This window comes from Paenibacillus diazotrophicus (genome assembly GCF_042610465.1).
The window spans coordinates 203106-219240 of record NZ_JBGJZN010000006.1; the positions used below are offsets into that span (position 1 = coordinate 203106).

15 protein-coding genes are annotated in these 16135 nt (G+C 50.1%); 12 read left to right on the forward strand and 3 right to left on the reverse strand.

Annotated features, from left to right (window positions below):
* Nucleotides 1–50 precede the first annotated feature (50 nt).
* Both ACAN54_RS21825 and ACAN54_RS21830 read left to right on the forward strand, forming a co-directional pair.
* Complete coding sequence (locus ACAN54_RS21825) at nt 51–1562, forward strand: xylose ABC transporter ATP-binding protein (protein ID WP_379160392.1); 1512 nt, start codon at nt 51–53, stop codon at nt 1560–1562.
* A 2-nt stretch (nt 1563–1564) separates the two neighbouring features.
* Entirely contained in the window at nt 1565–2758 is a 1194-nt protein-coding gene (locus ACAN54_RS21830) for a sugar ABC transporter permease (protein WP_379160395.1), read from the forward strand.
* Between the two features lie 81 nt (nt 2759–2839).
* On the opposite strand, the gene ACAN54_RS21835 is transcribed toward ACAN54_RS21830, so the two are convergent.
* On the reverse strand, nt 2840–3232 hold the full coding sequence (locus tag ACAN54_RS21835) for a cupredoxin domain-containing protein (RefSeq protein ID WP_379160398.1): 393 nt from the start codon (nt 3230–3232) through the stop codon (nt 2840–2842).
* Nucleotides 3233–3507: 275 nt separating this feature from the next.
* Here ACAN54_RS21835 and ACAN54_RS21840 point away from each other — a divergent pair, with 275 nt between their 5' ends.
* Nucleotides 3508–4491 carry a GGDEF domain-containing protein gene (locus ACAN54_RS21840; RefSeq protein ID WP_379160401.1) on the forward strand — a complete coding sequence of 328 codons (984 nt, stop codon included), beginning with the start codon at nt 3508–3510 and terminating at the stop codon, nt 4489–4491.
* Between the two features lie 82 nt (nt 4492–4573).
* Here ACAN54_RS21840 and ACAN54_RS21845 read toward each other — a convergent pair whose 3' ends face one another.
* On the reverse strand, nt 4574–4921 hold the full coding sequence (locus ACAN54_RS21845) for a phage holin family protein (RefSeq protein ID WP_379160404.1): 348 nt from the start codon (nt 4919–4921) through the stop codon (nt 4574–4576).
* 153 nt (nt 4922–5074) lie between these two features.
* Here ACAN54_RS21845 and ACAN54_RS21850 point away from each other — a divergent pair, with 153 nt between their 5' ends.
* From ACAN54_RS21850 to ACAN54_RS21880, 7 genes are all read left to right on the forward strand, one after another.
* Nucleotides 5075–7441, forward strand: a complete 2367-nt coding sequence (locus ACAN54_RS21850) for an endonuclease MutS2 (protein WP_379160407.1) — start codon at nt 5075–5077, stop codon at nt 7439–7441.
* A 31-nt stretch (nt 7442–7472) separates the two neighbouring features.
* Complete coding sequence (locus tag ACAN54_RS21855; protein WP_379160410.1) at nt 7473–7892, forward strand: DUF350 domain-containing protein; 420 nt, start codon at nt 7473–7475, stop codon at nt 7890–7892.
* A gap of 132 nt (nt 7893–8024) precedes the next feature.
* On the forward strand, nt 8025–8570 hold the full coding sequence (locus tag ACAN54_RS21860; protein ID WP_379160414.1) for a hypothetical protein: 546 nt from the start codon (nt 8025–8027) through the stop codon (nt 8568–8570).
* Nucleotides 8571–8639: 69 nt separating this feature from the next.
* Nucleotides 8640–9848 carry an MFS transporter gene (locus ACAN54_RS21865; RefSeq protein WP_379160417.1) on the forward strand — a complete coding sequence of 403 codons (1209 nt, stop codon included), beginning with the start codon at nt 8640–8642 and terminating at the stop codon, nt 9846–9848.
* Between the two features lie 36 nt (nt 9849–9884).
* Complete coding sequence (gene dcuS, locus ACAN54_RS21870) at nt 9885–11489, forward strand: DcuS/MalK family sensor histidine kinase (RefSeq protein ID WP_379160420.1); 1605 nt, start codon at nt 9885–9887, stop codon at nt 11487–11489.
* A complete protein-coding gene (locus ACAN54_RS21875; RefSeq protein WP_379160423.1) occupies nt 11486–12205 on the forward strand; it encodes a response regulator in 720 nt (239 codons plus the stop codon). Before dcuS ends, ACAN54_RS21875 begins: the two co-directional genes overlap by 4 nt.
* A 224-nt stretch (nt 12206–12429) precedes the next feature.
* A complete protein-coding gene (locus tag ACAN54_RS21880) occupies nt 12430–13956 on the forward strand; it encodes a flavocytochrome c (protein ID WP_379160426.1) in 1527 nt (508 codons plus the stop codon).
* A gap of 99 nt (nt 13957–14055) precedes the next feature.
* On the opposite strand, the gene ACAN54_RS21885 is transcribed toward ACAN54_RS21880, so the two are convergent.
* The gene (locus ACAN54_RS21885) at nt 14056–15282 is read right to left on the reverse strand and encodes an NAD(P)/FAD-dependent oxidoreductase (RefSeq protein WP_379160429.1); all 1227 of its coding nucleotides are present in this window, start codon (nt 15280–15282) and stop codon (nt 14056–14058) included.
* Between the two features lie 177 nt (nt 15283–15459).
* On the opposite strand from ACAN54_RS21885, the gene ACAN54_RS21890 reads away from it, so the two are divergent.
* Together ACAN54_RS21890 and ACAN54_RS21895 are read left to right on the forward strand one after the other, a co-directional pair.
* Nucleotides 15460–15696: a hypothetical protein gene (locus ACAN54_RS21890; protein WP_379160432.1), complete on the forward strand. Its 237-nt coding sequence runs from the start codon at nt 15460–15462 to the stop codon at nt 15694–15696.
* Between the two features lie 46 nt (nt 15697–15742).
* Nucleotides 15743–16129, forward strand: a complete 387-nt coding sequence (locus tag ACAN54_RS21895; RefSeq protein WP_379160435.1) for a spore coat protein — start codon at nt 15743–15745, stop codon at nt 16127–16129.
* Nucleotides 16130–16135 lie beyond the last annotated feature (6 nt).

Below are 16135 nucleotides of genomic sequence, written 5' to 3' on the forward strand. Positions count from 1 at the left end.
CGGAATGTTCCGTCCTCTGCCGGTTAGAGGCCGGAAAGGGGACAGAAGGAATGTATGTGTTGGAAATGATGGACATCACCAAGGAGTTCCCTGGAGTCAAGGCGCTGGATCATGTGAACTTCAAGGTCAAGCAAGGAGAAATCCACGCTTTGTGCGGAGAGAATGGTGCTGGGAAATCTACGCTGATGAAGGTGCTAAGCGGCCTGTATCCCGCAGGCTCTTACAGCGGTGAAATCATGATCAGCGGAGAGAAGAAGGAGTTTCATAAAATCACAGACGCAGAAAAGGCGGGTATCGCCATCATTCATCAGGAGCTGGCCCTCGTCAAAGAGATGACTGTCGGCGAGAATATTTTTCTGGGTGCAGAGCCCTGCAGGAGAGGCGCAATACAATGGGATGAGCTGTATCATCAGGCTTCGCTTTGGCTTAAAAAAGTAGGTCTGAACCTGTCACCGGATACCAAAATCGGCAATCTCGGAATAGGCCAGCAGCAGTTGGTGGAAATCGCCAAAGCCCTCTCCAAGCACACCAGGATTCTGATTCTGGATGAGCCTACAGCAGCCTTGACCGAAAGTGAAGTGTCCATCCTGATGGGCATCTTGAACCAGCTTCGGAGCGAGGGTGTTTCCTGTGTATATATCTCACACAAAATGCCGGAGGTCTTTGCCTTGGCAGATTCCATTACGGTTCTTCGGGACGGCCGGACCGTTACTACGCTTGACCGCAGAGAAACCGATGACGACAAGGTTGTGTCTCTAATGGTTGGGAGAGAATTGACGGAACGCTATCCACGCATGGAGCATTCGCCGGGAGAAGTCGTGCTGGAGGTTAGGGATTACAACGTCTGGCATCCGGAGAAGCGTCATCAAAAGGTGCTGCATGATATTCATTTTACACTCCGCAAGGGTGAGATTCTCGGGATCTCCGGACTTATGGGAGCGGGGCGGACAGAGCTGGTAAGCAGTTTGTTCGGAGCTTATGCGGGCAAGTCTGAAGGAAGTGTGCACATTGAAGGGAAGGCTGTGAAGATCCGTTCTATTGCTGAAGCCATTAAAGCAGGAATCGCCCTGGTCAGCGAAGACCGCAAACGTCAGGGATTGGTAATGGGAATGGATGTGAAAAGGAATACAACCCTGGCGACGCTTGGCAAAGTATCCAAGTGGGGTGTCATTAACGAGAATGAGGAAATTAAATGGGGACGCCGGTATGTGCAGGACCTGAAGACGAAGACGGCCTCGCTGGAGACGCCCGTGGGTACACTTTCCGGAGGGAACCAGCAAAAGGTGGTTGTAGGGAAATGGTTGATGTCCGACCCGAAAATACTGATTATGGATGAACCTACCCGCGGAATCGATGTTGGAGCGAAATATGAAATATATAATTTGATGAACCATCTGGTTGAACAGGGAGTGGCGATTATTATGATTTCCTCAGAGCTTCCGGAGGTGCTGGGAATGAGTGACCGGATTCTGGTTATGTGCGAAGGGCAATTTGTGCGGGAATATCATTGGCGTGAGGCCACGCAGGAGAACATTATGCTGGCCGCTACGGGAGGTAAATAGAGATGCAGCTGCAAAATGAAATTCAGGACCCTGAGAAAGTCCAAGTTGCGGGAAGATCGCAGTTGCGTGGCCTGTTCGGCAAAATGGATATCCGCGCATACACGATGGTAGGGGCATTAATCTTGATATGGGTGCTGTTTGGAGTCCTTAATCCCACCTTCTTGACTTCGCGGAATCTGTCGAATCTATTTACGCAAATGTCAGTGACATCCATTCTGGCCATTGGAATGGTGCTGGTCATTGTGGCAGGGCACATCGATCTGTCGGTCGGCTCCATTGTCGGATTGACGGGCGGAATAGCAGCCATACTGAGCAATTGGCTGGAGCTGCCAGCTATCGTCGTCATTCTCGGCACCCTTGCCGCCGGGGCGGTGCTGGGACTGCTTCAAGGCTGGCTGGTGGCGTACAAAATGATTCCCGCCTTCATTGTCACCCTGGGCGGGATGATGGTGTTCCGCGGGGTGTTGATGGGGGTGACGGAATCCATGACGATTCCGGTATCCGACCCTGTGCTCGCCATGCTTGGAAATGCTTATTTTGCTCGGGGCTTTGGCATTTCGCTTGGCGTTCTGGCGGTAGGGTTTCTGCTCTGGAGCGCATTCAATAAACGGCGTTCCCGTAAAAAATACGGCTTCGAAATTGCACCGCTGAGTATGGATATTGCGAAGGTTGCAGCGCTGGCATTGCTAGTAGTAGTCTTCGTAGCTGTGATGAACAACTATAAAGGGATTCCTTTTCCTATTATTTTTGTAATCGTACTGGCAGCGATTTTTTATTTTATTTCAACCAAAACAACATTTGGACGCCATATCTATGCTATTGGCGGTAATATTGAGGCTGCTCGTCTCTCCGGAATCAATATCAGACGAAAGACCATGCTGATCTTTCTGCTTAGCGGACTGCTGGGCTCTATCGCCGCTGTCGTGTTAACTTCACGTCTTGCTTCTGCCACGATCACTGCAGGGAATATGGCGGAGATGGATGCCATTGCCGCTTGCGTGATTGGGGGAACCTCACTGATGGGTGGAGCGGGGACAGTGATCGGCGCACTCATCGGGGCACTAGTGATGACCTCGCTTGATAACGGAATGTCACTTATGGGGCTGGAATCGTTTTGGCAGTATGTAGTGAAAGGCTCCATTCTGGTAATAGCCGTCTGGTTGGACATTTCCAACCGGAGCAAAGGTGTGAAGTAGAGTTATAGGCAACCGGATAGGAACAGCAGCAGCCGGCCTGGGGGAAGTCCCTTTAGGCCGGCTGCTGCTTTTTTATATCTTCTATTCTACGATCACCTGAGCAGACATCCCGCTATGGCCCGAGCCGCACATGATCGCACAGGTCATTTCGAAGGTTCCGGCTTCGTCCGGGACAATAATCCGGGAGGAGTCTTTGCCGTCCAGGCGCAGATTCAGCTCCGGGATCAGAATGCCATGATTCCCGCTTTCATTTTCAAAAACAATTTTTACAGGAACCCCTTTTTTCAAATGGTACGTCTTTTGATCAAAACTGTAGTTCGTAGCTGTAATGATGAGTTCTTCGTCTGCTGTAATACCGGCATCAGCTGTTTCCTTCTGAGAAGCTGCGGTGCTGTTGTTACTGCTGGTACCTCCGCAGGCGGATAGGATTAGCAGGAAAGCGATGGACAGCAAAAAGGCTAATCTTCGGTTCATCTTCATCCTCCTTCAGGATACGGTTGGTTTTGCCTGACTTTGTCGAAATTTGCAAATAAATGATGCGAAATCGTTTAAAATTTATTATACTTAAAGCTATTCTATTATAGTTCGAGAAGTAGGGAATTACCATTAATTTAGCCCAAATATCGCTGAATACGGAGAAGTGGCACCGTAAAATATTGTCTGGCTACTGGATCATTGTTTTTTGCATGCTGGCTTCCCAGCTTGTATTTGTTTTGTCGAATTCTGGAGTTGAAGTCCGCACAGTCCTCATGCCTGCCAAAGGACATTTGTTCATCGTATGCAATCTGATGATTCTGATAGCGATGATCTCAGCCGAGATGTGGCTCCGGTCCACCTTGCTATATCACAAGCAGGCTGTGGTCGTATGCGGGTTTATGGTGTCTTATCTTATGTATTTTGTCTTTGAACCCTTTGTACATGGAGCGCAGATGGCGCTTATGCTGCCTATAATGATTGCCCTTATATATTTTGACCAGAGGCTGCTTGGTATACTGGGCGCGTTCAGCTTGCTGTTCTATGGCGGAATTTACTTCGGGCTGGAGCGGAGCATGCTGGGGAAGCCGCTGACAGAGTTTTTGATGGTGGAAAGTGTGTTTATCGTGTTTGTTGCCATGACCCAGGCTGTCATTATCCGCGCCCGTGAGGTGAGTGAGCATCTGGAGCAGTTAACCAAGTCTGAACAAGGACTTATGGTAGAACGGGCGATCTCGGATAAGCTGCTGAAGATTGACGCTCTGACCGGACTATACAACCATAAGACCTTTCATGAGTATCTGGATTCACTGCTGGAACAGTGTGAGAGCAATGGCCTCAGGCTGCAGCTGGCGCTGTTTGACATTGACAATTTCAAGCGGGTCAACGATACCTATGGCCATTGGGTTGGGGACCTTGTACTCAAAGAGGTAGCAGCGAAGGTAGGCGGCATGATTGGTTTAAATGATTTTGCAGCACGGTATGGCGGGGAAGAATTTGCGGTTATTTTTACGGATAAAAGCTTTCAAGAGGCTTATGCCGCAGCTGAAGAGCTGCGAATGAACATTGCGGCCATGGAGCATACCTATGCCGGCGGCAAGCCGATTACAGTCAGTATTGGATTGTGTGATTACCAGCATGGGGATGGAAAAGAAATGCTGTTCCGCAAAACGGACCAAGCCCTGTATTCCGCCAAGCGCAACGGTAAAAATGCAGTAGTCACCGCTTCTGTGAATGATAATATCTTGGCTTACGCCTAAGTGTATACAACAAACCCCCTGATTCCGCTATAATTCGGAATAGGGGGTTTCCTGTCTGCAAGAAGACCAGCAGATTGATTCTTTATTTTGCAGCTTCATACGGTGTGGAGACCGGCAGGAACAAGTCGATGATTCCTATGACGAGTGCCGCCATAAGCGCTCCCAGGACGGTGACACTGACACCGCTCACGATGAATTGGGCGATCCAGATGACCAGTGCGCTGACGAGAAAACCGACGATACCGCGGCCGAAGGGCGTTGTTTTTTTGCCGAAAATGCCCTCAATGACCCAACCGAGGAGTGCAATGACAAGCGCAAGAACAAGCGCACTCCAGAAGCCGCCAATGGTGAATTGCGGAACGATCCAGCCAACCACCAACAGCACGATCGCTGCCACGATAAATCGGACCACATGACCTAAAAATCTCACTGAACTAACCTCCTTTGGCCTTCGCATAAGGATATGTGCATTTGTTATTGTTGCCTGCATCTGATTTTCTATTCCCTTAAAACTTACCCAAATAGCGAAACCCGGTTGAATTAGGTATAATGTAACCATCTATGAAGGGAGCTGTGACTGTAATTGGACGACAAAATTTTGCATACGCTTGAATATCGCAAGATTTTAAATAAATTAGCGCAATATACGCAAACCCCGATGGGGAGGTTGCTGGCAGAAAGTCTCAAGCCTTCCGGTGATTTTGAAGGTGTGAAAAAGCTGCTGCAGGCTACGGACGAAGCTGCGAATGTCGACCGGCTGAAAGGCATACCTTCCTTCGGAGGCATAACAGATATCAAGATGGCCCTCAAACGTGCCTCTATTGGAGGGTTGCTGGGAACCAGTGAGCTCCTCTCTGTCGGGAACACTATTGGCGGTGCGCGCAGAGTCAAACGGTTTCTGGCAGCTATGCATGAAGATGAGAATATCTCTCTTTTGTTCGCGCAGAGCGATCTGCTGTCCGAACAGAAGCATGTAGAGGATGCCATCCGCAGCTGTATTGACGAGAATGCAGATGTGCTTGACACGGCTAGCCCTGAACTGGCTACCATCCGCCGTGAGCTGCGCGGAGGGGAGACCCGGATCCGCGAGAAACTGGATTCGATGATCCGCTCCTCCTCCGTAGCCAAAATGCTGCAGGACCAGCTTGTTACGATTCGTGGTGACCGTTTCGTCATTCCGGTCAAAGCGGAATACCGTGCCCATTTCGGCGGAATCGTGCATGACCAGTCGGGCTCGGGTGCCACGCTTTTTATCGAACCGGAATCCATTGTGGCAATGAACAACAAGCTGCGTGAAACCCGTCTGCGCGAGGAGCGGGAGATTGAGATCATCCTGCACCGCTTGACCGCACTCGTTGGCGATATTGCCGAAGAAATGGCTTACGATGTAGATATTCTGGGCGAGCTGGACTTTATATTTGCCAAGGCGCGTCTGGCTCGTGACATGAAGGCGATACAGCCCCGCATGAATGACCGGGGCTACCTCAAGCTCCGCAAGGGACGGCATCCGTTGATCCCGGCAGAGCAGGTGGTTCCGCTGGATGTCGAGCTTGGCAACCAATATAGCTCGATCATCGTGACCGGACCTAATACAGGCGGTAAGACGGTCACGCTGAAGACGATTGGTCTGCTCAGCCTGATGTCGATGTCGGGATTGTTTATCCCGGCAGAGGAAGGCAGCCAGATGTGTGTATTTGATGCGATTTATGCCGATATTGGCGATGAGCAGAGTATTGAGCAGAGCCTCAGTACCTTCTCCAGCCATATGACCAATATTATTTCCATTCTGCGCAGAATGACTCCAAAAAGTCTGATTCTCCTGGATGAAGTAGGGGCGGGTACTGACCCGGCCGAAGGTTCAGCTCTGGCTATTGCGATTCTGGAGCATATTCACCGGACCGAATGCCGGATGGTGGCCACGACGCATTACAGCGAGCTGAAAGCCTATGCTTATGAACGCAAAGGTCTGATTAATGCCAGCATGGAATTTGATGTACAAAGTCTCAGTCCTACCTACCGGCTGCTGATCGGTGTGCCGGGACGAAGCAATGCGTTCGCCATTGCCGAACGCCTCGGTATGCCTAACGCCATACTGGAGCATGCGCGCGGTGAGGTGAAGGAAGAGGACCTGCGCGTCGAGCATATGATTGCTTCACTGGAAGAGAACCGCCTCGGAGCGGAGAACGAACGTGAACGCGCTGAAGTGATTCGCCGTGAAGCGGAGGAATTCCGCAGCCGGCAGCAGCAGGAGCTCGAGAAGCTCGAGAGCCAGCGTGACAAGCGGCTGGAGAAGGCGGAGAAGGACGCCAGTGCGATCCTCGATAAGGCCCGCAAGGAAGCCGAGCAGATCATCGGTGATCTGCGCCGCCTCGCTTTGGAGGAAGGGGCTTCCGTTAAGGAGCATAAGCTCATTGAAGCACGACGCCGCCTGGATGAAGCGGAGCCTGCGCCCCGCAAGAAGACAGTGGCCAGAAGCAACGTCAAGGCACCAAGAAAGATCCAGCCTGGTGATGAAGTAAAGGTGCAGAATGTCAACCAGAAAGGCTATGTGGTTGAACTGAGCGGTCCCAAGGAAGCCATTGTGCAGTTTGGCATTATGAAGATGAAGGTCAATCTGGAGGATCTGGAATTCCTGGCCTCTGCACCCGATTCACCGCCTCCTGCACTTCGTCGTGCCACTACGGTCAAACGTACCCGTGATGAGAATATCCGCAGTGAGCTTGATCTTCGCGGTGCGAATCTGGAGGAGGCCATTATGGAGACAGACCGCTTCATTGATGAGGCGTTTCTTGGCAACCTGGGGCAAATCTCCATAATTCACGGCAAGGGCACCGGGGTGCTTCGCACAGGCATTCAGGAATATCTGCGTAAGCATAAGCATGTGAAGAGCTACCGGCTCGGGAATTATAATGAAGGCGGCGCGGGTGTAACCGTAGCCGAACTGGAATAGCGGCTGGAGTCCAGCAGAAAGAGGGAGAAGCATGCAAGAAAATATTGATCTTTTGCTGGATCATCCGCTGGGAGCACTGCTGGGCTATTTTACTGTGGCCATTCTGGGCCTGGTGGTATTCCTGTCCTTCTTCGAAATGGTGACCAAATATAACTGCTGGGAAGAAATCCGCAAAGGAAATGTGGCAGTAGCCATGGCGACCGGCGGAAAAATCTTCGGCATATGCAATATTCTGCGCTTCAGCATTTCAGCGGGAGCCTCGATCTACGAAACGATGAAATGGTCGGTGGTGGGATTCCTGCTGCTTCTGCTTGCCTATTTTCTTTTCGAGTTCCTGACCCCGGTCTTTTCCATTGATGATGAAATAGCCGCAGATAACCGTGCCGTGGGTCTGACTGCCATGATGATTTCCGTGTCCCTGTCTTATGTGATTGGTGCTGCTATTTTTTAAAGCGGGGTGTAGAATAACATGAAGATTTTGGTGCGGGTTCTATTCTTTTCTGCCCTCGCATTTATTGCGGCCGGTATAATATATTTAATGATCAACTGAATTCAAATGTGAGGTAAGAAGGAGATATTTCAGATGGAAACAACAGTGTGTCCTTGGTGTCATACGGAAATTGTGTGGGACGAGGAGTTCGGGCCGGAGGATACCTGCCCTCATTGCAACAATGAACTTAGCGGTTACCGCACGGTAACTCTGGGTGTAGATGACCTGGAGGATGAAGACGAGGCGGATGAAGCCGCGGAACCGGAGCAAGAGGAAATAAGCGATGAAGATCTTTGGGATGACAGCGACAAAGAAAGTGTAGTGCCGATATTCAATACACTCGTACAGTTCGGCGATGATTATGATCTGAAGCGCTATGAGTCGAGCGTGTCCGCTATTCTGGCGGCGCAGCTGGAGGCACCGGAGTGTCCTCAGTGTCATGAGCTGATGCTGCTCTCTGGAACGCAGAAAGTGGAAGGCTTCAAGCCATCATCCCCGGAGGCGCTGGGAGGACCTGTTCTGCAACCGCCTTTCTCATTGAATCTTTTCGTCTGCCCATCGTGCTTCCATGTACAGCATAGCCTGGCGCAGGAAGACCGCATTCAGCTTGTGCGTAATCTGAGCACTGGCAACAAGTAATACAGGTTATGGTTTCTCCATGAGCTGGGCATGTTAAGCAGACACGCCCAGCTGGCAAGGAGGAACGGAATGAAGGATTCATCTCATAAGCAAGAGATACTGCTGCTCGCAGTCAACGGATTATGTTCATTGGCGAGCGTACTGGCAGGTACATTTTTGAACGTCTATTTATGGAAGAATAGGCAAGATTTCTCCATGATTGGCTGGTTTACGGTTGCTCAGCAATTGGCCGTAGGTCTAAGCTTCTGGGTGGCCGGGAAATGGGTAAAGGAACACAACAAGATGAATGCCCTGCGGCTGGGTCTGGCCGTTTCGGGCCTTTTTTATTTGCTTGTACTGTGGCTGGGAAATCGGGCGGTTTATTATATATGGCCGCTTGGATTAGTTCTGGGTGTAGCCATGGGTTTGTTCTGGCTGGCCTATAACATTATTTATTTTGAGATTACGGATGCAGGCAACCGGGATTTTTTCAATGGCTGGATGGGATTGTTAGGTTCATTCACCGGTATCCTGGGGCCTTGGGTGTCAGGCTGGATCATTTCTTCACTGCATGGAGAACGAGGGTATCGCATCGTGTTTATCTTATCCCTCTCTATTTATGGAGCTGCCGTGGTTTTAAGCTTTTTTCTGAAGAAACGCAAGAGTGAAGGGGCATATTTGTGGAAGGAGCCATGGAGAGAGCTGCACCGAAAGGGCAGTGCCTGGCGGCCGGAAGCTGCCGCGCTGGTATTCCAGGGTTTACGGGAGGGCGTGTTTTCTTTTTTGATCGGTCTTCTTGTGTACATAGCGGCTAAAGAGGAAAGCAAGCTTGGACAATTTGCACTGATCACTTCAGCAGTTTCACTGGTCAGCTACTATGCTGCCGGCAAGTGGTTCAAGCCAAGACTCCGATCGGGGGGAATGTTATTCGGAGGTATTCTGCTGATTGCCGTCATTACACCCCTCCTCTGGAGGGTCAGCTACGGAACTCTGCTAATTATGGGCATTGGCACCTCACTTTTTATTCCATTATATATGTTGCCGATGACCTCAAGCAGCTTTGACCTGATGGGAGAGTCGGAGGAGAGTGTGGGTAAACGTGTAGAACTGGTGGTTCTGAGGGAGCTTTGTTTGATGACAGGTAAGATTCTGGGTGTTTTTGTATTTATAGCTATGCTATCCGTTAACGATTCGCCCCGTGTGATCACCTTGTTGATGCTTCTCCTGGGCGCTGCCCCGCTGGGAAGCTGGCTTACACTGCACCGTCTGCTGAAGCGCAAAGCGGAGGAATCCCTCTAATAGTCAATTGAAGGTTAGAACAGGGGGAATACGGCATTGGCCAAAAAAAAGGATTACGGTCTGAGGACAAAGGTTACGGTCATGGTCTCCGCTGTGGTGATGCTGATCATGATAGTGCTATACATTATTTTCAGAAATCAGATTATTCCTCAGACCAGACATGCCCTGGAGGATAAGGCAATAACTATAGCGCGGACCATTGCTTTGATGCCGCTGGTATCAGAGGGACTCAGTGAAGGACGCAGCAAGGAGATTCAGGCCTATACCTCCAAAATCACCCGACGCAATGATATTATGTTTGTTGTCGTCATCGATATGAACAGCATCCGTTATTCTCATCCCGATCCTTCGAAGATTGGCAAGACTTTCGTCGGGGGAGGGCAGGAGATTGCGCTTCGCGGTGAAGAAGGCATCTCAGAAGGGGAAGGACTGCTCGGCAAGTCGCTGCGAGCCTTCGTCCCCGTCTATGACAACAGAGGTTCCCAGGTGGGAGTGGTGGTAGTAGGTCTTTCCATGGAACGGGTGCACCGGTTGATCCGGCAGAATGAATGGACCATTATTGCCATCCTGCTGTCAGGCGCTGTGCTGGGAGCCGGAGGAGCTATGGTGCTGGCCCGCAAAATCAAACAGATGATGTTCGGTATGGAGCCATCCGATATCTCCAAGCTTCTGCAGGAGCGTAGTGCCATGCTCCAATCCACACGTGAAGGAATTATTGCGGTCGACGATCAGGCCCGGATCACCATGATCAATGTAGAAGCGGAACGGCTTCTGGGGACGGCAGGGATTACGGGCAACACGGTGAACCGACATATCGCAGATTACTGGCCGGAGCTACGTCTGGAGCAGGTACTGTTCAGCGGTGAGGCGAGGCAGGATCAGGATTTGGAGCTGAATGGTATCTCTATCTTGGCGAATAGTGTTCCGATCCGCGTGAATGGGCAGATCGCAGGTGCTATTGCCACGTTCAGGGACAAGACCGAGCTTGCGGTACTGGCGGAACGGCTGTCAGGTATTTCTGTCTATGCGGATGCCCTGCGTGCAGGGGCGCATGAATACATGAATAAGCTGCATGTGATCATGGGAATGACTCATATGGGTCTGTATGATGACCTGCAGCAGTATATTTCGGGAACCGTCATCAATCATCAGAATGAGATTGGCTCGATTACCAGGCACATCAAGGACCCGGTTATGGCCGGCTTTCTGCTGGGGAAATTGAGTAGGGCCCGGGAAGCGGGAATTGAGCTGCAATTGGCCGAGGACGGTTACCTGCCGGAATCTGCAGATCCGCAAGTCATGCATGAACTGATTACCATCACCGGTAATTTGCTCGACAACGCTATGGAAATACTGGAAGGCTGCAGCCTAAAGAACATTGAGCTGGCTTTTCATTATGACCGGGAGCGTCTGATCTGCACGGTGAGTGACAGCGGACCGGGAATTCCTGAAGCACTTCGGGAGCAGATATTTGTCCAAGGATTTTCTACCAAGGGAGAACACCGGGGGATAGGCCTATATCTGGTCCGTAAAAGTGTTGAAAAGCTGCATGGCCGCCTTGAGATCTTACCCGGTGTGGAGCGCGGAACTACGTTCATGGTTGATGTGCTATATGCGGTGAAGGAGGATGAGGCCAGATGACCATAAAAGTACTGATCGTTGAAGATGATCCGATGGTAGCCAAGTTCAACCGCCACTATCTGGAGCAGATCCCGGGCTTCGAGTTCGCGGGCTGGGCGGCTTCAGGTGATGAGGCCGGACGGATGCTTGCTGAGATGAAGGTTGATCTCATGCTGCTAGATTTTCATATGCCTAATACCGGCGGGCTTCAGCTGCTGTCCACTTTGCGGGAGCAGGGAAGTATGGTAGACATTATTGTCATTTCGGCGGCCAGCGATAATGCGAGCATCCGCAAGGCTCTTCAACTGGGGGCTGTTGATTATTTAATCAAACCATTTGAATTCGCCCGCTTTCAGGCGGCACTGTCTGCATACCGGGAGGATTTCGCTCTGATGAAGCACAAGGAGAATCTCAGTCAGGAGCAGCTGGATAAGCTGCTGCGCCATTCTCTCAGTACCGAGGAGGACAACAAGAGCGGCACACTGCCCAAAGGTCTAACAGAAGGTACGTTGGAGAGCATTTGGAGCACCATACAAAAGCTTGAGCATCCGGTGTTTTCGACTGAGGATATTACGGCAGAGGCTCCGATTTCGCGGATCTCCGTCCGCAAATACCTGGCATTCCTCACTGAGGCAGGTGTACTGGACATGGAGATCAGCTACGGTGCGGTGGGCAGACCCGTATATATGTATACCGTAACTGCTTTGGGCCATGAGATTATTGCAAAATATATTTAGGCGGATGCTGTAGCGGAAAGGGCCTTTGGGTCCTTTTTTTCATAATCCCAATGATCGATTGAAAACAGCTGGTCCTATTTTTGAGGAGTGGTTGTAGAAGATGGAAGTTGCAGAACCCACTTACTTTAGTTACTTAACGATTTCTTTAATTACGTAAGCTTCCATGATCAGCCCCTTTGCCGCTATGATAATTGTGAAAATATGCACAAGGGGGCAACATTACAATGAAAAAGAAAGCAGCAGCGGCTCTTATTCTCATTCTTTCTGTCTTGCTGGTTATCGCGGGATGCGGCAATAACGGCAACAGCAACAGTGCTGAGAGCAAGAGCAAGAACACTGAGACTAAAAAGACAGAAGCAGTTTCAGGGGCATCTGAAGCAAGTTATACTCCGTACGATCAATTAAAAGATAAATATGATATCATCATTGTCGGTGCCGGTGGTGCCGGGATGTCGGCAGCGCTTGAGGCGAAAGCGAAAGGCCTGAATCCGGTTATTCTTGAAAAAATGCCTGTAGCGGGCGGTAATACATCTAAATCTTCATCCGGAATGAACGCTTCAGAGACGAAGTTCCAGAAAGAGCAAGGTATTGAAGACAGCAACGATTTGTTTTATGAAGAGACCCTTAAGGGCGGCCATGATACGAATGACAAAGAAATGCTCCGTTTCTTCGTTGATAATTCTGCGAGTGCGATCGACTGGCTGGATTCCATCGGAATCCGTCTGAATAACATCACGATTACCGGTGGCATGAAGGAAAAACGCACACACCGTCCTGAGGACGGTTCGGCAGTTGGGCAATACCTCGTCAAAGGCTTAGTGAAAAACGTTCAGGAAAAAGGCATTCCATTGTTTGTGAACGCTGATGTTAAGGAAATTACTCAAAAAGACGGTAAGGTTAATGGAGTCAAAGTCCTCTTCAACCAGGCAGATGAAAAAACAATAACAGGTTCTGCTGTCATTGTTACAACCGGCGGTTTTGGCGCGAACAAGGAGATGATCTCCGAGGTTAGACCTGATCTGGAAGGGCTTGTAACCACCAACCAGGTTGGCAGCACCGGTGACGGCATTAAGATGATTGAGAAGCTCGGCGGCACTACAGTGGATATGGATCAAATCCAGGTTCACCCGACGGTACAGCAGGAGAAATCCTATCTGATCGGGGAAGCGGTTCGCGGAGAAGGCGCTCTGCTTGTAACCAGTGAAGGTAAACGGTTCGTTAACGAAATGGATACCCGGGATAATGTTACGGCAGCCATCAATAAGCTTCCTGAAAAAGCTGCGATCCTTGTCTTTGATTCCGGTGTCAGATCCCGTGTTAAAGCGATTGAACAGTATGATAAAATGGGATTTGTTCTAAAGGGTGATTCCATCGAAGCCTTGGCTAAAGAAATGGGTGTTCCTGCAGATCAGCTGAAGACAACCGTGGACACATGGAACACTGCGGTCAAGAACAAAAAGGATGCTGAATTCGGCAGAACAACCGGGATGGATAACGACCTGTCCGGCGCACCATTCTACGCTATCAAAATCGGCCCAGGGATCCACTACACCATGGGTGGTGTAAAAATTAATACAAATACAGAAGTGCTGAATAAAGAGGGTCAACCCATCACAGGTCTATTCGCGGCTGGTGAAGTGGTAGGCGGACTGCACGGTCAAAACCGGATCGGCGGCAACTCTGTAGCCGAAATTATTATCTTCGGCCGTCAAGCCGGAATCAAATCGGCTGAATTCGTACAGGCACAATAGATAGATTAGCTTAATTGAGAAGGGTGTTCCAGTAGCCATGAAATATAATGGCTGCTTGGAACGCCCTTTTTTTGCACAAGATCGCAAGAAACCAGCCCACTAGGATACCGGAGAAGGTTTGGCCGTCCGGGTCAATGAGAATAGGTCAAGCTCCGGCCGGGTCCGGCCAGCGAGGGTGTCGGTGAGCAGCTCTGCTGCAAGCATGCTGTATACCGTTCCATTGCCCCCGTACCCTTCGATGAAGTAACAATGGGGATATTCCGGATGAGGGCCTATAAAAGGCAGCCCGTCACGGGTGGTTCCGAATACACCACCCCATGTGAACTCCGCTTCAACTCCTTTTACTTCTGGAAAGAGGGCTTCGAGCTCCTCCAGCAGCCTCTGGCTCTGGGACAGCACTCTGGTCTCCCTTTGCAGGGGATCCGTTAACTGTTCGTCCTTGCCTCCTGCAATAATACGTCCGTCATTAGTCATGCGAAAATACAAATAAGGCCGTGCCGTTTCCCAGATCATGCTGTGCTCATGCCATTTAGGGAAATTCTTCAAGGGCCGGGTCATGATCGCATAGGTGTTAATCAGTTCGGCTCCCCGGTCCTTTTTCATTTCCTGAGTTTCATAACCCATGGCAAAAATAACATTTTTGGCAAAAATCCGGCCATGTTCTGTGTAGCAGGTGACCCCATCTGTAGCGTACTCAAAATGCCGGGCTTTAGTGTGTTCGTATACGCGTACTCCCTTTGCATGTGCCTTTTGAATCAGACTGTGAAGCATCCGGAATGGATTGGTATCCGCATCACCTCTGGAGTAGATTGCCGCAGACTTGGAGAAGGAGTAATGAGTGCGGATCCTGTCTTCCTCCCAGAACTCAGCGTCGAATCCGTGTGCCGTCAGGTTTTCATACTCCAGCTGCAGTTGGGCAACATCCTCCGGGAAGCTGGCATATAACAGGCTGCTTCTGGGAATAATGTGCGGATCAATATCCAACTGGTCCGGAAGTGTCAGAATCTTCTCAACAGCTTCACGGCATAACTTATAAAATAACAAACCTTCTGCAGCACCAAAGGTATTCATGCATGAGGTGAGTGATTTGTCGTTGGCAACCTGCAGCAAACCGGTGTTGGCCTGCGTGCTGCCGTGACCCACTGCCTGTTTATCGATCAATACGGTGCTGGCCCCGCTTAAGGACAAGCGGTATGAAGCCATAGCCCCTCCCATACCTCCGCCTACGATCAGGCAATCGCATGTGATGTCCCCATCCAGTACTGGATATACAGGGAAATGCGGCAAGGTTCTCTCCCAGGGCGTCTGCCCGCTGGTTAATTTCATCTGTTGATCTCCCCTTTATGAGATTCCGATAAGGTAGTATTGGTCGCTGTATTTACTCTCATACATCATTACGCGTCTTCTTTACAGTCAGGAAGATGTGCCTTATTGCACATATTTAGTCTTAATGCGCAGCATAATAATACGGCTTGAACCATTTAGAAGGAGGGACACAAGAACATGCAATCTACGCAAATGCAGGCCCTTAGCGGGAAAGAACTGGAATATATTGCGGACTCCATCTCCAATGAGGATCTGCTGATCAAGCAGCTGGCAGCAACCGCCAGCAGCACTCAGAACTCGACGGTTAACCAGATTTGCAATCAGCAAATCCAGAGCCATACCCACCATATGGGCATGCTCATTCAGCTTTTGCAGCAGCACCAGCAATATGCCCCATCCCAACCGCAGCAATAAGTGCTTTTAAGCATGAAATCTAAAAATACTTCAAGGAGGTTATAAAGTGTACGCACAAAATGGAGCACAATTTATGGCAGATGAGGATCTGTTGACCATGATTCTGGATGACCTGAAACGGACAGTACGCGAATATACAACAGCGGCTACTGAATCGAATTGTCAAACCGTGCGCCGGGTCTTCAATGATCTGACTATGGATACACTGCGGATTCAAGGGGACCTGTACAACCAGATGTCTCAGATGGGATTTTATCAAACACCAGACAAAGCCCTCCGCCAGGCTGTGGATAAGCAGATCCAAAGCGCACAACAAATCCAGCAGAAATGCCAACATTTTGTACAGCAAAAATTAAATGGAACTGGCGATTACCGTCAGGCTCCTAACGTGCCGCAGCATCAGCCGAACGTGCAAAGTTCATACTATATGTAACCCGGC